The sequence below is a fragment of the Leucobacter musarum subsp. musarum genome, from assembly GCF_001273845.1.
Taxonomy (GTDB): Bacteria; Actinomycetota; Actinomycetes; order Actinomycetales; family Microbacteriaceae; genus Leucobacter; species Leucobacter musarum.
The window spans coordinates 26,161-42,090 of record NZ_JHBW01000068.1; the positions used below are offsets into that span (position 1 = coordinate 26,161).

The 15,930-nt window shown below is 66.8% G+C and carries 13 protein-coding genes; 7 read left to right on the forward strand and 6 right to left on the reverse strand.

Annotated elements, in window-relative coordinates:
• The first annotated feature begins 40 nt into the window (after positions 1–40).
• On the forward strand, positions 41–1,222 hold the full coding sequence (locus CH42_RS06195) for an aminotransferase class I/II-fold pyridoxal phosphate-dependent enzyme (RefSeq protein WP_053352445.1): 1,182 nt from the start codon (positions 41–43) through the stop codon (positions 1,220–1,222).
• A 34-nt stretch (positions 1,223–1,256) separates the two neighbouring features.
• Here the strand turns inward: CH42_RS06195 and CH42_RS06200 are convergent, their stop codons facing one another.
• Positions 1,257–1,712, reverse strand: a complete 456-nt coding sequence (locus tag CH42_RS06200; protein ID WP_053352350.1) for a hypothetical protein — start codon at positions 1,710–1,712, stop codon at positions 1,257–1,259.
• A 17-nt stretch (positions 1,713–1,729) separates the two neighbouring features.
• Positions 1,730–2,854 (reverse strand): alanine dehydrogenase, encoded by a 1,125-nt coding sequence (ald, locus tag CH42_RS06205; protein WP_053352351.1) that lies wholly within the window; start codon positions 2,852–2,854, stop codon positions 1,730–1,732.
• Between the two features lie 186 nt (positions 2,855–3,040).
• On the opposite strand from ald, the gene CH42_RS06210 reads away from it, so the two are divergent.
• Complete coding sequence (locus tag CH42_RS06210; protein ID WP_082309324.1) at positions 3,041–3,535, forward strand: Lrp/AsnC family transcriptional regulator; 495 nt, start codon at positions 3,041–3,043, stop codon at positions 3,533–3,535.
• Entirely contained in the window at positions 3,532–4,101 is a 570-nt protein-coding gene (locus CH42_RS06215; protein ID WP_053352353.1) for a nicotinamidase, read from the forward strand. The genes CH42_RS06210 and CH42_RS06215 overlap by 4 nt, the downstream gene beginning before the upstream one ends.
• On the opposite strand, the gene CH42_RS06220 is transcribed toward CH42_RS06215, so the two are convergent.
• The 3 genes from CH42_RS06220 to CH42_RS06230 form a co-directional block, all read right to left on the reverse strand.
• Positions 4,098–5,831 (reverse strand): cation:proton antiporter, encoded by a 1,734-nt coding sequence (locus CH42_RS06220; RefSeq protein WP_053352354.1) that lies wholly within the window; start codon positions 5,829–5,831, stop codon positions 4,098–4,100. The two genes, CH42_RS06215 and CH42_RS06220, sit on opposite strands and share 4 nt — an antisense overlap.
• Before the next feature lie 50 nt (positions 5,832–5,881).
• Positions 5,882–7,144 (reverse strand): winged helix DNA-binding domain-containing protein, encoded by a 1,263-nt coding sequence (locus tag CH42_RS06225; protein ID WP_053352446.1) that lies wholly within the window; start codon positions 7,142–7,144, stop codon positions 5,882–5,884.
• Between the two features lie 65 nt (positions 7,145–7,209).
• The gene (locus CH42_RS06230) at positions 7,210–7,794 is read right to left on the reverse strand and encodes a dienelactone hydrolase family protein (protein ID WP_053352355.1); all 585 of its coding nucleotides are present in this window, start codon (positions 7,792–7,794) and stop codon (positions 7,210–7,212) included.
• A gap of 112 nt (positions 7,795–7,906) precedes the next feature.
• Here CH42_RS06230 and CH42_RS06235 point away from each other — a divergent pair, with 112 nt between their 5' ends.
• The gene (locus CH42_RS06235) at positions 7,907–8,737 is read left to right on the forward strand and encodes an SDR family NAD(P)-dependent oxidoreductase (protein WP_053352356.1); all 831 of its coding nucleotides are present in this window, start codon (positions 7,907–7,909) and stop codon (positions 8,735–8,737) included.
• Here CH42_RS06235 and CH42_RS06240 read toward each other — a convergent pair.
• On the reverse strand, positions 8,734–9,819 hold the full coding sequence (locus tag CH42_RS06240; RefSeq protein ID WP_053352357.1) for an NADH:flavin oxidoreductase/NADH oxidase: 1,086 nt from the start codon (positions 9,817–9,819) through the stop codon (positions 8,734–8,736). The two genes, CH42_RS06235 and CH42_RS06240, sit on opposite strands and share 4 nt — an antisense overlap.
• Positions 9,820–9,944: 125 nt before the next feature.
• On the opposite strand from CH42_RS06240, the gene CH42_RS06245 reads away from it, so the two are divergent.
• From CH42_RS06245 to CH42_RS06255, 3 genes are all read left to right on the forward strand, one after another.
• A complete protein-coding gene (locus tag CH42_RS06245) occupies positions 9,945–11,801 on the forward strand; it encodes an ABC transporter ATP-binding protein (protein ID WP_053352358.1) in 1,857 nt (618 codons plus the stop codon).
• 73 nt (positions 11,802–11,874) lie between these two features.
• Positions 11,875–13,311 (forward strand): DUF2130 domain-containing protein, encoded by a 1,437-nt coding sequence (locus CH42_RS06250; protein ID WP_053352447.1) that lies wholly within the window; start codon positions 11,875–11,877, stop codon positions 13,309–13,311.
• Positions 13,308–15,899 carry a DEAD/DEAH box helicase gene (locus tag CH42_RS06255; protein WP_053352359.1) on the forward strand — a complete coding sequence of 864 codons (2,592 nt, stop codon included), beginning with the start codon at positions 13,308–13,310 and terminating at the stop codon, positions 15,897–15,899. Before CH42_RS06250 ends, CH42_RS06255 begins: the two co-directional genes overlap by 4 nt.
• Positions 15,900–15,930 lie beyond the last annotated feature (31 nt).

Here is a 15,930-nt window from a genome sequence, read left to right on the forward strand (position 1 = left end):
TCGGGCCACCGCCGACGCCGACGGACTCGCCGCAGGCGGCATGCGCCGGGTCGCGGCACCCCCGAGCGTGTCTCGCCGGTCTGCCATTCCCGCGTTCGAAGTCATGCGCATCACTGAGCAGATCGCCCAGCGCCGCGCCGAGGGGCGCGACGTCGTGTCGCTGTGCGCTGGTGAGCCCAGCGCACGACCGGTACCCGGCACGCTGCGCCCGGCCGGATATACCGGCCCCCTGGGTACGGCACCGCTACGCGAAGCCGTGGCCGGGCACTACCGGGAGTGGTACGGAGTCGACGTCGACCCGGCTTCGGTCGCGATCACGACCGGGTCTTCGGGAGCCTTCCAGCTCGCGTTCCTCGCGGCCTTCGATCCCGGTGACCGGGTGGCGCTCGCGAGCCCCGGGTACCCGGCCTACCGCAACATCCTGACGGCCTTGGGCGTCGAGGTCATCGAGATTCCGGCGGGCCCGGAGGCGCGGTACCAACCGACCCCCGTGCTCCTCGACCAGGCGGTCGCGGAGCACGGCGACCTCGCCGGGCTGATTCTGGCGTCTCCCGCCAACCCGACCGGCACCATGCTCGATCGCCAGGCGCTGACCGCGCTCGTGGCCTGGTGCTCGCTGCGCGGCGTCAGACTCGTCAGCGACGAGATCTATCACGGCATCACGTTCGCCGAACCCGGAAGCGCGGATGCGCGCGGCGTGACCGCCCGTCAACTCGACGCGGAAGCGATCGTTATCAACTCGTTCTCGAAGTACTGGGGCATGACCGGGTGGCGACTCGGCTGGGCGTTGCTGCCCGACTCGCTAATCGCGCCGTTCGAAGCGCTCGCATCGAACTTCGCGCTGTCGCCCCCCGCTCCCGCACAGGAGCTCGCCCTCACCGCGTTCACGCCCGAAAGCTACGCGGAGCGCGATGCGATCGTCGCCGGGTTCGGTCGAGCGCGCCAACTGATTCTCGACGCCGAGTCGAGCCTCGACTGGGGCGTTGCCGCGCCATCAGACGGAGCGTTCTACTACTACTCCGAGCTCGGGCCGCAGCTCGATCGTTTCACGGACTCGGTGACCTACGCCCGTGAACTGCTGAGCGGTGCTGACGTCGCGGTCGTTCCCGGCGTCGATTTCGACCCGATCGGGGGGTCGCGATCGATCCGGCTCTCCTATGCGGCCGGAGAATCAGCCGTCGCGGAAGCGCTCGAGCGCATCCTCCGCTTCCAGCGCGGCTGACATCGGCGGTGGGGTGAGGGGATCGAGACGCGGGTTAGGCAGCCAGGCGGATCGGCGTGCCGGTCGCGATGCCGATCCGGCTCTGCAACTGATCGGTGACCACGGGCTGCTCCGTGTCGATGCCGAGTGAAGCGAGCGCATCGGCACCCATCGGCCCGAGGTCGATGATGACGGCGGTCACCGACTCGGCGAGCGGCCCTTCGAGCGTCGCCACGGCGCGGGCCAGTGCCGACCGCACCGCCTTGCCGAGCATCGCTCCATCGGCATCCGCAGCGGTTCCGACTTCAGCCCGAGCGTAGGTCACGCCGTCGCCGGTGATGATCTCGCCGATGACCAGAGCTCCGTCGCGGCGCACCGAGGCGTCGAGGACGGTGCTGGATGAACCGGGTGCGACCGTGGTAAAGGGGAGGGGAATGCCCGAAGGGGCGCCGCCGTCATCACCGTGGTGATGATCGGGCGACGCCCCTCCGAATGAGAACTTCAGATCCATGGGATCCAGCGTACGCCTTAGGCGTTGGCTGCGAGGACCTCGTCGACGCTCGAGTAGGCGAGCTCGGGGAACGCGTCGGAGACACCCTTGAACGTCAGCACGCCCTCGTGAGCGTTCAGGCCCTTGGCAAGCGACTCGTCAGCGTTCAGCGCGGCCACCCAGCCCTTGTCGGCGAGTGCGACGACGTAGGGGAGGGTGGCGTTGGTGAGGGCAGCCGTCGAGGTTTCGGGGACCGCGCCCGGCATGTTCGCCACGCAGTAGTAGATCGAGTTGTGCACCTGGAAGGTGGGGTCGTCGTGCGTGGTGGGGCGCGAGTTCTCGAAGCAGCCGCCCTGGTCGATCGCGATGTCGACGAGCACCGAGCCCGGCTTCATCTGCGCGACCATCTCGTCGGTGACGAGCTTTGGTGCCTTCTCGCCCGGGATCAGCACGGAGCCGATGACGAGATCCGCGTCCTTGAGCGCCTCGGTGATGTTGTGCGCGTTCGAGGTACGGGTCTGAATGCGACCGTTGAACTCGTCTTCGAGCTGCTTGAGGCGGGGGATTGCAATGTCGATGACGGTGACCTCGGCGCCCATGCCGTACGCGATGCGCGCGGCCTGCTCGCCGGCAGCGCCGCCGCCGATAACGACGACCTTGCCGCGACGGGTTGCGGTGACGCCGCCGAGCAGCACGCCGCGGCCGCCGTTGGCTTTCATCAGCGAGTACGCGCCGACCTGAGCGGAGAGTCGACCGGCGACCTCAGACATGGGGGCGAGCAGCGGCAGTGCGCGGCCGGCCTGCACCGTCTCGTACGCAATGGCGGTGGTGCCCGACTCGAGCACCTTCTCGGTGAGCGTCTTGTCGGCGGCGAGGTGCAGGTAGGTGAAGAGCACCTGGCCCTTGCGCAGCTTGTCGTACTCGGCCGCGATCGGCTCCTTGACCTTGAGGATCATGTCGGCCTGTGCCCACACGTCGTCAGCGCCCTCGATGATCTTCGCGCCGGCTGCAGCGTACTCGGCGTCGGTGATTGCCGAACCGACGCCAGCGCCGGCCTGCACGAAGACTTCGTGACCACGACGGGTGAGCTCGACGACGCCGGCCTGCGTGATGGCGACGCGGTTCTCGTTGTTCTTGATTTCGGTGGGGATGCCGACGCGCATGAGATGCTCCAATGGAATCTGCGGTGAGTGATGCGGTGCCAGACCGCGGATGAGCCGGGTACGGCGCGATCCATTGCGGTCGAACCCTCTCATTGTGCAGTATGTTCGCCCGCTGTACACTTGGCCTGAATTCTCTTCGGCAATTTTTGTTGATGTGATCGAGATATAAGCGAAAGACGGGTTGCAGTGGCCGAAACCTCGAAGAATCTGCGCGGTGTGATCGAGCTTGACGATGTGGATCGCAAGATCGTCGACGAGCTGCAGGCGAACGGGCGCATGACGAACGCGGAGCTCGCCGAGCGCGTGGGGGTTGCCGCGTCGACCTGTATCGCCCGCGTCCGCAGTCTGGTGGCGCGCAAGATCATCACGGGGTTCACGGCGTCGGTGAATCCGCGCGCGATCGGGCTCGATCTCGAGGTGCTCGTGAGCGTCACCGTTCGCTCGGGGGCGCGTCAGCGCATCACCGAACTCAGCGACGAGTTGCGCGGCCTCCCCGAGGTGATGCAACTCTTCTTCCTCGGCGGTGTCGAGGACTTCATTATTCATCTCGCCGTGCGAGATTCCGATCATGTGCGCGATTTCGTCGTCGAGCACCTCTCGGCGCATCCGGCGGTGTCGTCGACGCGCACGAGCATCGTCTTCAGTCACCATCAGAATCCGATCCGCATGGAGGCATCGTGACCCGGGCGCTGCTCGCCGTCGACGTGCAGAACGACTTCACCGAGGGCGGTGCGCTCGGGGTGATCGGCGGATCGGCCGTCGCGATCGGAATCGCCGCACTGCTCGAGACGTCGTCGTATGCGCTCGTCGTCGCCTCCCGAGATTGGCACGAGGCCGACGGCTCGAACGGCGGTCACTTTGCGGCGCCGGGCGTCGATCCCGACTTCATCACGACCTGGCCGGTGCACTGCGTGCAGGGGAGTGACGGCGCCGAATTCCATCCCGCGATGCCGCTGGATCGCATCGACGTGCACGTGCGCAAGGGCATGGGCGAGCCGGCGTACTCAGCGTTTGAGGGTCGCACGACCGACGGACGCGGCCTCGCAGAGGTGTTGCGAGCCGCCGGAATCGAGGCAATCGATATCGCTGGCATCGCCACCGATTACTGCGTGCGGGCGTCGGCATTGGACGCGGTCGCGGCGGGCTTCGAGGTGCGGGTGCTCACCGACCTGATCGCGGGTGTGGCCCCCGAATCGTCGGCTGCCGCGCTCCGCGAGCTCGCCGAAGCCGGGGTCGAGTTCGTCTAGAAGGCGTTGGGATTGATACGTGCTTCGTGCGCATCGAGTGCGAGCTCTGCGGCGCGCAGGGTGTGCGAGCTGTAGCGGCCGATTGCGCGTTCTTCGAGCAGCGCCTCACGCTGCGCATCGAGGGCGACCCGAGTCAGTCTGCGGAAGCATGCCGCCTGCGTTTCCTGGGACTGGTGCGGAAGCGGCCCGGTCACCGGCGCGTTCAGGAACGAGATCGGGGCGAGTGCGCTCTTCGCGTTCAACCGCACACGTTTGAGGACGTCTTCCGTGGGCAGCACGTGACCTTCGTCGTTGTCTTCGTCGATTTCGAGTTCGTCTTCGAGCGCCGTGTTTGCCGCATCGAAGAGGTCGCGGCTGAGCGACTGCAATTCGCCACTGTTCGAGCCCGTGTTCGCGCCCTCGGGCCAAAGCTTGCGAATGAAGAGCGGCAGCGTGAGCCCGTGGAGCAACAGGGTCAGTACGGCGACGAGAAACGCGATGAGGATCAACTGGGGGCGATACGGCACATCGGTCGAGATGGATTGCGCGGCGGCGAGCGTGACCACGCCGCGCATTCCGCTCCATGACAGCAGCACGCCGTCTCGCCAGCCCAGCTGCTGTTCCTGCTCGTGGGCGAGGTCGGCGCGCGATCGCTGCTCCAGAATTTCGAGCTTGCGCAGCTTGCGGGAGTCGGTGTCGGCTCGCCGCGCGCGCGACAGAATGCGTGTGAATCCGTCGCTGCGCTGCTGTATGCGCCCCTCGTCACCGCGCATCGTCCAGATCATGGGCACCATGAACGCGCCGCGCAGCAGGATGAGGATGACGACGAGCCCGACCGCGATGAGGGCGACATGTGCGAGTTGCAGTTCGGTGTCGTCGACCTCGTCGAGCAGGGTGTGCAACTGCAGGCCCATGATCAGGAAGACGCCGTTCTCGAGCGCGAACTGCACGGTGCGCCAATTGAGGCGCTCGTTCATGCGGGCTTGCGGGCTGAAGCGCTTCGCCGCGTGGTGGCCGGTGTACAGGCCGGTGACGACGACGGCGAGCACGCCCGAGGCGCCGATCTCTTCCGCGGGCATGAACGCGACGAACGGAACGACGAAGGAGATGATGGTGTCGTGGACCGGATTGTGCAGTTTCGAGCGCACCCAGACCGTGATGACGCCCATCACGATGCCGATCGCAATTGCCGCGATCACGGAGTAACCGAACGAGCCGGCGGCGTCCCAGAAGACGAAGCTGCCGGCGATGGCGGCGAGTGCGGTTTTCAAGAGCACCAGGGAGGTCGCGTCGTTGACGAGGCTTTCGCCCTCAAGGATCGAGACGAGTCGATCGGGCATGCCGAGCCGCTTGCCGATCGAGGTGGCGGCGACCGCGTCGGTCGGGCTGATCACCGCGCCGAGGGCGATGCCGACCGCCAGGGGAATCGGTGGAACGAGCAGGTGAATCACGAAGCCGACGATCACGGCCGAGATGATGACGAGCAGCACCGACAGGCCGACCACCGGTCTGAAATTGCGGCGGAAGTCGACCAGCGGCACGTTGACGGCGGCCGAGTAGAGCAGCGGCGGGAGCACGCCGAGCAGAATGATCTCGGGGTCGATCTCGACGCGGGGCACGAACGGCAGATACCCAGCGCCGATGCCGACGACGACGAGGATGAGCGGAGCCGCGACGCCGATGCGCCCGCCCAGGATCGAGGTGCCGACGAGTACGACGACGGCGGCGACTGCGATCAGGCCGAGTTCCATGACCCAATGGTACCGGGGTCGCCTCGGTGAATACGGGTCTGGGGTATGCCTCAGCGCACGATTACGCCACCCGCGGAAACCCCGTGGAATTCGGACCAGCTCTGGTTCGCGACCTCGAGCGCCGCGGTGTCGATGCGTGCTCCGGGGAAGGGGGTCACCTCGATTCCGCCGGCCTTGGTGCGCCCGCGCTTCCACGTGCCAACGACGCGCCCCCGGTTGACGACGGTCGCGAGGAACATGCCGTTGCGGCCGGGCACGATGCGCTCGAAGTGCTCCGGATCGAGTTGTGCGTCACGGTTCTGGTAGCCGAGCAGGTGCTCATCGAATGCCGCGAGCAGCTGCCATTCGGCGAGATCGGCGTCGGTGTTGACGTTGGCATCGGCGTCGGAAGCTGACATCGAATCGAGGAGTGCGGGATCGACCCAGAGCTTGCCGGCGACGCCGCGCACGGGGTCGCCCGCGTTGTCCAGTGCACGCGCTTCGACCAGGGCGCCCGATTCTGCGGCGGCCGCAATGCCGGTGCGGGCCTCGGTCACCGTCAAGCCCGTCCACCACGCAAAGTCTTTGTCGCGCACCGGGCCGCGCGCTGCGGCGTATCGCGTGGCGAGCTCTGCGAGCGCCTCGTCGCCTGCGAGCTCGCGGGGGGTCGTGATCCAGTCGCTCGAGCGCACGAGCAGCGGTTCCCCCGTCGCGCCGACCGGCCCGAACGTGGCCCACCCGTTTTGGCAGATCCACCAGATGAGGTGATATCTCCACGAGCTCTGCCAGTCGATGCCCGCAGCCGTCCAGGCCTCGGCCAGTGCTTCGCGATCCAGCCCGGGGCTGGCTGTGTCGTGCCGTGCGTTGTCGATCGCGGCGAGCGACGTCTCGACCAAGTGCTCCAGCACGGCGTCGCTCATGCCGAGCATCTCGCGTCGTTTGGGGGCGCCGGCGAGTACCCGGTGATTCGTTGCGCGCTGCATCCAGCCGATGTCTTCGGCGGCGACGAGGTGCACCGTGCCGCGCATCGGCCATGAGCGCACGATGCGGTGCTCGGCGAAGGCCGCTTCGACGTCGGCGACGGTCGTTTCCGGGGCCCGAACTCCCAGCGCCCAGCGAGCCGAACGCCAGTCCTGCCCCTGTACCGCCAACATGCCGCGAGCGACATCGGCGATGCGCTTGGCGCCGGTGCGTGCTGTGCCTGCGCGTGCGGCAGCCGTTGTGCCCGGTGCCAGGCTGTGTACCGCAGCGGTCGAACCCTGGCCGTGCAGCGCTAAGCCCTGCGCCCGCATGCGGAGACGCAATTGGTCGCGCGGTGTGAGATCGTGAGGCATGCGCTCAGTGTAGGCCGCGCCGCCGACATCGCGCGGGCGAGGGCCGACGCGCGATCCAGCACCGCTCACACCTGATCGAGCCAGGCGCGCACGCGCGTCACGAGCAGATCCGTGGCCTCGGCGTCGAAGCCGGGGAGTGATCGATCGCAGAAGAGGTGACTGTCGCCGACATAGCTGTAGAGCTGCGCCGCACCGCCCGATTGCACCACGAGTTGCCGCGCCGACTCGATATCGCCCTCGAGCGCGAAGAACTCATCGCCATCGTGACCGTGAATCTGCGCAGGCAGACCGGCGGGCCAGGCGCCGATGGCCCAGTCCCCGCTGACCGGCAGGCACGCCTCGAGCAGCAGGGCACCCGCGGCATTCGCGCGCGTCTGCGCGAGGCGCTGCGCGTGTGTCACGCCCCACGAGATCCCGGCGTAGACCAGGCGATCGGGGAGGGGAGCGAGCGCGTCGCCGATCGCGTGCTGCACGTCGCCGGAGTCCAGCGTCTGGGCGAACGCGAACCCGTCTTCGATCGAGTCGAAGGTGCGCCCGGCGTAGAGATCTGGCGTGTGCACCCGATGCCGAGACCCGCCGATGCGCTCGGCCAGATCGCGCACGCCCGCAGTCAGTCCCTGAATATGGTGGAACATCACGACATCGACCATCACGCACCTCCGGCGCAGGCAACGCCCGGTGCGGCGTCGCTGCTGATACCGTACGCGTACGGCTCACGGGCGGCAAGCGCCGGGGCTCGTCGACCGCAGATCGGAGCACGGCATGGGCAAGACGATCGTCATCACCGGAGCAAGCGACGGCATCGGGGCCGCCGCGGCCCGCCGGTTGCACCGCGATGGGCACACCGTGGTGCTCGTCGGGAGGTCGGCCGAGAAGACCGCGGCGATCGCCGACCCGATCGGCGCGCACTGGTTCACGGCCGACTTCGCTGATCTCGCGCAGGTGCGCGCGCTCGCCGCAGCGCTCGCTGACGCATACCCCCGGATCGACGTGCTCGCGAACAATGCCGGCGGCATCATGGGGGAGCGTGCCGAGACCGTCGACGGTTTCGAGCGCACCTTCCAGGTCAACCATCTCGCCCCGCTTGCGCTCACAACGGATCTGATGCCGGCGCTCATTGCGGGGCGGGCCACGGTGATTCAGACGGCGAGCCTCGCCGCACGCGTGTTCAGCCGCTTCGATATCGAGGATCTGCAGAACGCCCGTAACTACGCCCCGCAGCGGGCCTACGGTAACGCGAAGCTCGCCAACATTCTCTTCACCGTCGAACTGCAGCGCCGCTTCGGCGACGCAGGCATTTCGGCCGCGGCATTCCACCCGGGCATCGTGGGTACCGGGTTCGCGAGCGATACCACTCATGTGATGCGCTGGCTGTATCACGGGCCCCTGCAGCGCCTCTTCACGGTCAGCCCGGAGCGCGGCGCCGATCAACTGGTCTGGCTGGCCGAGGGCGAACCCGGACGCACGTTCGCGCCGGGTGCGTACTACGAGTCGCGGGCGATCCCGAACCGCGTGAGCCCCGAGGTGCACGACCCCTGGATCGCGCGCGCCCTCTGGGAGCGGTCGGCGGAGATGCTGCGCGGCGGCGTCTAGAAGCGTGCGCGCGCGTACTGCGGGGGGACGAGGTCAGCGGCACCCGGAGCCCGGAGTTCGTGCGCCCAGGCGATCGGCAGATGCGGGTCGGCGAGCAGCGGCCTGCCGAGTGTGATGATGTCGGCCTGACCCGACGCCAGAATGCCCTCGGCCTGCGCGGCGCTCGTGATGAGCCCGACGGCGCTCACGGGCAGTGCGTCAGCCGCGCGCAGATGCGCCGCAAGCGGCACTTGATACGACGGCCCCACTGGAATGCGCGCATCGGGCACGTTGCCGCCGCTCGACGCATCGACGAGGTCGGCCCCGTCTGCGCGCAACCACGCGGCGACCTGAGCAGCCTCGGCGACGTCGAACCCGCCATCGACCCACTCGGAGGCCGACACCCGCACCACGATCGGCAGACCGGGGTGCGCCGCGCGGATCGCTTGCACGGTCTCGCGGAGCAGTCGAGCGCGGTGCGCGAGCGACCCACCATAGGCGTCGGTGCGCTGATTCGAGATCGGCGAAAGGAACTCGTGCAGCAGGTAGCCGTGTGCGGCGTGGATCTCGACCAGGTCGAAACCGGCACGCACGGCACGATCGGCCGCGGCGACGAAAGCCTCGACGACCTCGGCCAGCTCGTCGACCTCCAAGGCTCGGGGAACCGCGAATGCTCCGAACGCAACCGCCGACGGGGCAACGGTTTGCCAACCGCCCTCATCGAGGGGCACGCTGCCATCGGCGAATCCCGGCAGCGACGGGTAGGTCGATCCCTTGCGTCCGGCGTGGGCCAACTGGATGCCGATCGCGGCGCCATGGGCGTGCGCGGCGCGCGTGATGCGCTGCAACGGTGCCACCTGCTCCTCGCTCCAGATGCCCGGGCAGCGCGGGCTGATGCGACCCTCCGGAGCGACTGCTGTCGCCTCCATGAACACCACACCCGCCCCGCCTCGGGCGAGCCCTCCCAAATGCTGCAGGTGCCAGTCGGAGACCACGCCGTCTTCGGTGTCGACCGAGTACTGGCACATGGGAGCGACCCAGAGGCGATTGCGCACCTCGAGATCACGAATGGTGAACGAGCGGAACAGGTGAGGATCGGCCATAGCTCCCGAGCCTACTCCGGCGATGTTTCGCGCGCGCCCCTCGCCCGAGCCGACCCAGCGACAGGAATGGGGGAGGTCGCTGGTACGTTGCATGCCATGACGTACACCGCAGAGGAGGCCGAACCATGGGCACGCTGATGCGCATCCTGAAATTCACCCGCAGCCTGACGCCGTACTACATCGGCATCATGATCGCCGCGGCGGTCGTCACAGCCGCAGGTCTGGCCGTCCCGTTCATCACCGGCCGCGCGACCGACGTCATCGTCGCGGCACTCGGCGGTGCCGCGAGCGGGGATGGCGCCGCACCCGTGGCCACCGATCCCGGGCGCACCATCGCGACCGTGCTCGCGCTCGCCGCAGCACTGCTCGCGGTCAGCCTGATCGAAGCCGTCATCGGCAACATCGGCGGCTACTGGGGCGACGTGATGAGTGCGAAGATGCGCACGATTCTGTCGACCCGATACTTCGCCCAGCTGCTCGCTCTGCCGCAGCGCTACTACGACACCGAGTTGACCGGCACGATCGTGGCACGGCTCAACCGCTCAATTTCCGAGATCACCAACTTCATGAAGTCGTTCTCGAACCTCTTTGTGACGCTGCTGCTCACCACGATCTCGGTGCTCGCGATCAGCGCCTGGTACTACTGGCCCCTCGCCGTGCTGCTCGCCGTTGCGTATCCGGTCTACCTTTGGCTCACCGCACTCACGAGCCGCCGCTGGCAGCGCATCGAAGGTGAGAAGAACGAGCATGTCGATGTCGCCTCCGGCCGTTTCGCCGAGGTCGTCGGCCAGATGCGCGTGGTGAAGTCGTTCGTCGGCGAAACCCGTGAGCTCCGCGCGTTTCGTGAGCGTTTCGATGCCACCGAAACGCTCACCGCCGAGCAATCACGTCACTGGCACCGCATGGATGCACTGCGCCAGGGGGTGCTCCACCTGATCTTCTTCGGGCTGTACGCCATCATCTTCGCGCGGACGGTGCTGGGCTACTTCACGATCGGCGAGATGGTCATGCTGGTGCAGCTGATGGCCATGGCGCGACAGCCGGTGACGAGCCTCAGCTGGGTCGTTGACACCGCGCAGCGAGCGATTGCGGGCTCGCAGTCGTACTTCGCGGTCATGGATCTCGACCCGGTCGTCGTCGACGGCGGTGGCTCGCGGCCTGTCAATGCGGCGCCGGCTGACGCGTCACCGAGTGCGTCAGCGGATGGGCGCGCCGGGGGTGCCGCGGTCGCGTTCCGCGGCGTGCACTTCGGGTACGACGCCGATGACGACGTGCTGACCGACATCTCGTTCGACGTGGCGCCGGGGGAGCGCGTGGCCTTCGTCGGAGAGTCGGGCGGCGGGAAGACGACACTCACGAGCTTGTTGATGGGGCTGTACGGCGTGCGTTCGGGAACCATCGAGGTAGCTGGCGCGGGCGACAGCATCGACGACCTCCGACGCAGCATCGGGGTCGTGTTTCAGGATCCCGCGCTGTTCTCCGGCACCATTGCCGAAAACATCGCCTACGGGCAGCCCGACGCGACCCGCGAGCAGATCGGAGCGGCGGCGCAGCGCGCTGCGGTCGACGTGTTCGTGCGTCGATTCCCCCGCGGCTACGACACGCTGATCGGTGAGCGCGGCGTCAAGCTCTCGGGTGGCCAGCGCCAGCGCATCGCGGTCGCCCGAGCCATGCTCAAAGACGCGCCGATTCTTGTGCTCGACGAGGCCACGTCGGCGCTCGACACCAAATCGGAGCGGCTCGTGCAAGCCGGCCTCGAAGACCTGATGCGGGGGCGCACCAGCCTGATCATCGCCCACCGGCTCTCGACGATCGCCGAGGTCGATCGCATCGTCACGCTGCGCGACGGTCGAGTCGATGAGATCGGCACCCCCGCAGAGCTCGCTCGATCGGGCGGCATCTATGCCGAACTGCTCGAGCTGCAGTCGTCGTCGACGCGCGACGACCGCAAGCGACTGCGTGTTTTCGAGGTCTTCGGCTGATCGAGCGCTGCATTGTCGGCGGTCTGTGCCAGTGTTGTGGGTAGGCATCCCCGACGACTCTGAAGGAGGCACCGTGCACGAGATCCAGTGCCCTCACTGCCATACGGCGTTCACCGTCGACGAAGCCGGGTACGCCGACATTCTGAAGCAGGTGCGCGACCGCGACTTCGACGCGCAACTGCACGAGCGCCTGCAACTCGCCGAGCGCGACCAAGCCCGAGCACTCGAGCTGGCTGAGGCCGCCGCTGCGGGCGAGTTGCAGCGGGCTACTTCCGCGAAAGACGCCGAGATTCAGCAGCTCACGGCGCGGCTCGATGCCGGAGCCACGGCGCAGAAGCTCGCGGTCGCCGAAGCCCTCAGCGCGGTCGAGCGAGAGCGCGACGCGCTGGTCAACGACCTCGCGCAGGCGAAGCGAGACCAGCAGGCCGCGGGTGAGCTCGCCGAGGCGCAGCGCGCACGCGAACTGCATGAACAGGCAGCTGCACAGCAGGCTGAAGTGCAGCAGTTGCGCGCGAAACTTGACTCGATCGAGTTGGCCCGCAAGCTCGAGATCACCGAGGCCGTCAGTGCGGTCGAGCGCGAGCGCGATGAATTGCGCAGCGGCCTCGAGCGCGCGGCGCTTGAGAAAGAGCTCGCCGAGCGCTCGCTCAAAGAGTTCCATGCGGTGCAGTTGCGCGATCGCGACGGCGAGATCGAGCGGTTGAAAGATTTCAAGGCCCGGTTGTCGACGAAAATGATCGGCGAGACGCTTGAGCAGCACTGCGAGACGACGTTCAACCAGATTCGTGCGACGGCGTTTCCCAACGCGTACTTCGAGAAAGACAACGACGCCCGCTCCGGCAGCAAGGGCGACTACATCTTCAAAGACCTCGATGTCTCGGGCATCGAGATCGTCTCGATCATGTTCGAGATGAAGAACGAGGCCGACACGACGGCGACGAAACACAAGCACGAAGACTTCTTGAAGGAGCTCGACAAAGATCGGCGCGAGAAGGGGTGCGAGTACGCCGTGCTCGTCAGTCTGCTCGAACCCGAAAGCGAACTGTACAACAGCGGCATCGTCGACGTCTCGCACCGGTACCCGAAGATGTATGTGATTCGACCGCAGTTCTTCATTCCGCTCATCACCCTGCTGCGCAATGCTGCCCTGAACTCGCTGAAGTACAAGGCGGAGCTCGAACAGGTGAAGTCGCAGAACATCGATATCACCCATTTCGAAGCCGAGCTCGACACCTTCAAAAACGCGTTCGGGAAGAACTACGAACTGGCGTCGCGTCAGTTCCAAGAGGCGATCAAACGCATTGACACCTCGATCGCGGAAATGCAGAAGGTGAAAGACAATCTGCTGAAATCGGAGAACAACCTGCGCCTCGCGAACGACAAGGCGCAAGGCGTGACCATCAAGAAGCTCACCCGCGGCAACCCGACGATGCAGACCAAGTTTGCCGAACTCGAACGCGGCGATATTACCCCCGGCGCCGAGGCGCGACAGGAGCCCGAACACTCATGAATTTGGGATCGATACTCGACTCCACCCGTTTCGAATCCTCCGATGACGCGTTCTCAGCGTTCGAGGAGTGGGCGTGGGAGCAACGCGCGCTCCGACTGTACCCCGCGCAAGAGGAGGCCGTGCTCGGCATCGCCCTCGGCAGCAACGTCATTCTGGCGACGCCGACCGGTACCGGAAAATCTTTGGTCGCGCTCGGCGCCCACTTCATCGCACTGTCTGAACAGCGTCGCACGGTCTACACCGCGCCGATCAAAGCGCTCGTCAGTGAGAAGTTCTTCGACCTCGTCGATGTGTTCGGTGCCGATCGCGTCGGCATGGTGACCGGTGACAGCTCGATCAACCCGGACGCGCCGATTCTGTGCTGCACCGCAGAGATCCTCGCCAACCTCGCGATTCGCGACCGCACCGCGGGCGGCATCACGCAGGTGGTCATGGATGAATTCCATTACTACGCAGAGCCCGATCGCGGGTGGGCTTGGCAGGTGCCGCTCCTGCTGATGCGCGATGCGCAATTCCTGCTCATGTCGGCCACGCTCGGCGACGTCACCGAGCTCGCCGGTGATCTCTCGCGTCGCACCGATCGCGACACGGCGCTCGTCACCGGTGTCGAACGGCCGGTGCCGCTCTCGTTCACGTACGAGGTCGCTCCGGCGCACGAGGTCGTCGAGCAACTGCTCGAAGATCGACAGGTGCCCGCCTATCTTGTGCACTTCAATCAATCGCACGCGGTCGAGCAAGCGCAGGCCCTCTCAAGCATTCGTATCGTCGACCGCGTAGGTCGCGATGAGATTGCCGCCGCGATCGGTGACTTCCGGTTCTCGACCGGATTCGGCTCGACGCTCTCGCGCCTGGTGCGGTCGGGCATCGGGGTGCACCATGCGGGCATGCTGCCCCGGTATCGCCGCCTGGTCGAGCAACTCGCGCAACGCGGACTGCTGTGCGTGATCTGCGGCACCGACACTCTCGGCGTCGGCATCAACGTGCCGATCCGCACGGTAGTCATCACGGCGCTCACCAAGTTCGATGGCGAGAAGATGCGCCGATTGTCGGCGCGCGAGTTTCATCAGATCGCGGGTCGCGCCGGCCGCGCGGGCTTCGACACCGAGGGCGACGTGATCGCACTCGCGCCCGAGCACGAGGTCGAGAATGCCAAGGCCGCCGCCAAAGCGGCTGCGAAGGCGACTGGCGGCAAGAAGGCGAAGCCGGCAAAGAAGAAGTCTCCGCCCCAAGGCTTCGTCGCTTGGAGCGAAGCCACGCTCGAGAAGCTCGTCGGGTCGCAGCCCGAAGCGCTCGTCAGTCGCATGCGCGTCACGCACTCGATGGTGCTCGGCGTCATCGGACGCGGAGAAACCCGAGAGGGGGAGGCGCTCGACACCATGCGCACCCTCGTGTTCGACAGCCACGAACCGCGCTCCGCGCAGTTCGCGCACGCTCGCACCGCACTCGCGATCTTCCGCACTCTGCGTCAAGGCGGCATCGTCGAAGTGCACACCGATGGGCGCGGGCAGCAGCTGTTGCGCCTGACGGTTGAGCTCCAAGCCAACTTCGCGCTCAACCAGCCCCTCTCACCGTTCGCCCTCGCTGCCATCGAGCTGCTCGATCCCGAATCGACCGAGTACCCGCTCGACGTCATCTCGATCATCGAGGCGACGCTCGAAGACCCACGCGCGATTCTGCGTGCGCAAGAGCACAAAGCGCGGGGTGAAGCCGTCGCCGCGATGAAAGCCGAAGGCATCGAGTACGACGAGCGCATGGAACTGCTCGAAGCCGTCACGCATCCGCAACCGCTGAAAGAGCTCCTCGACGAAGCATTCGGCGAGTACACGAAAGAAGTGCCGTGGGCCCGTGACTTTGCGCTCCGGCCAAAATCGGTGGTGCGCGACATGATCGAGCGGGCCTTCGGGTTCCGAGACCTGGTGTCGTTCTACCAGCTGGGGCGTTCTGAAGGCGGCGTACTGCGATATCTCAGCGACGCGTTCCGAGCCATCGAACGAACCGTGCCTGAGCGAGCGAAGACTCCCGAACTCGAAGAGCTGCTCGACTGGCTCGGTGAACTCGTGCGGCAGGTCGACTCGAGCCTCATCGACGAGTGGGAGCAGCTCTCGAATCCCGACGTCGAGGCGCACCGCAAAGCGCGCGAGCTGCTCGGGCTCGACGCCGACGGCGCCGATGCTGCGGCCGCGCTCGCGCCGCCGACCCGCTCGGTGCTGACGAATCAGCGTGCGTTCCTCGTGATGCTCCGCAACGCACTGTTCCGCCGTGTGCAGGCGGCATCATTCGAACGCTATGCCGAGCTCGCCGAGCTCGATGGCTCGCGCGGCTTCGGCGAACAGCGCTGGCGCGATGCGCTTGCCGACTACTACAGCGAGTACGACGACATTCGCGTCGATGCCGATGCTCGCGCAGCCGGGCTGCTCGAGATCGACCGATCGAGCGCCTCCGAAGGGTTCTGGCGATTCCGTCAGGTGCTGCTCGACCCCGCCGGCGACCACGACTGGGCAATTGAGGGTTCGGTCGACCTGGCTGAGTCGGAAGCGGAGGGCGAGCCGATCGTTCGGGTCGAACGCGTCGGGGCCTTCGAAGGATAGAGTGCCGGGTGCCCGGCGCTCCAGCGCGCCG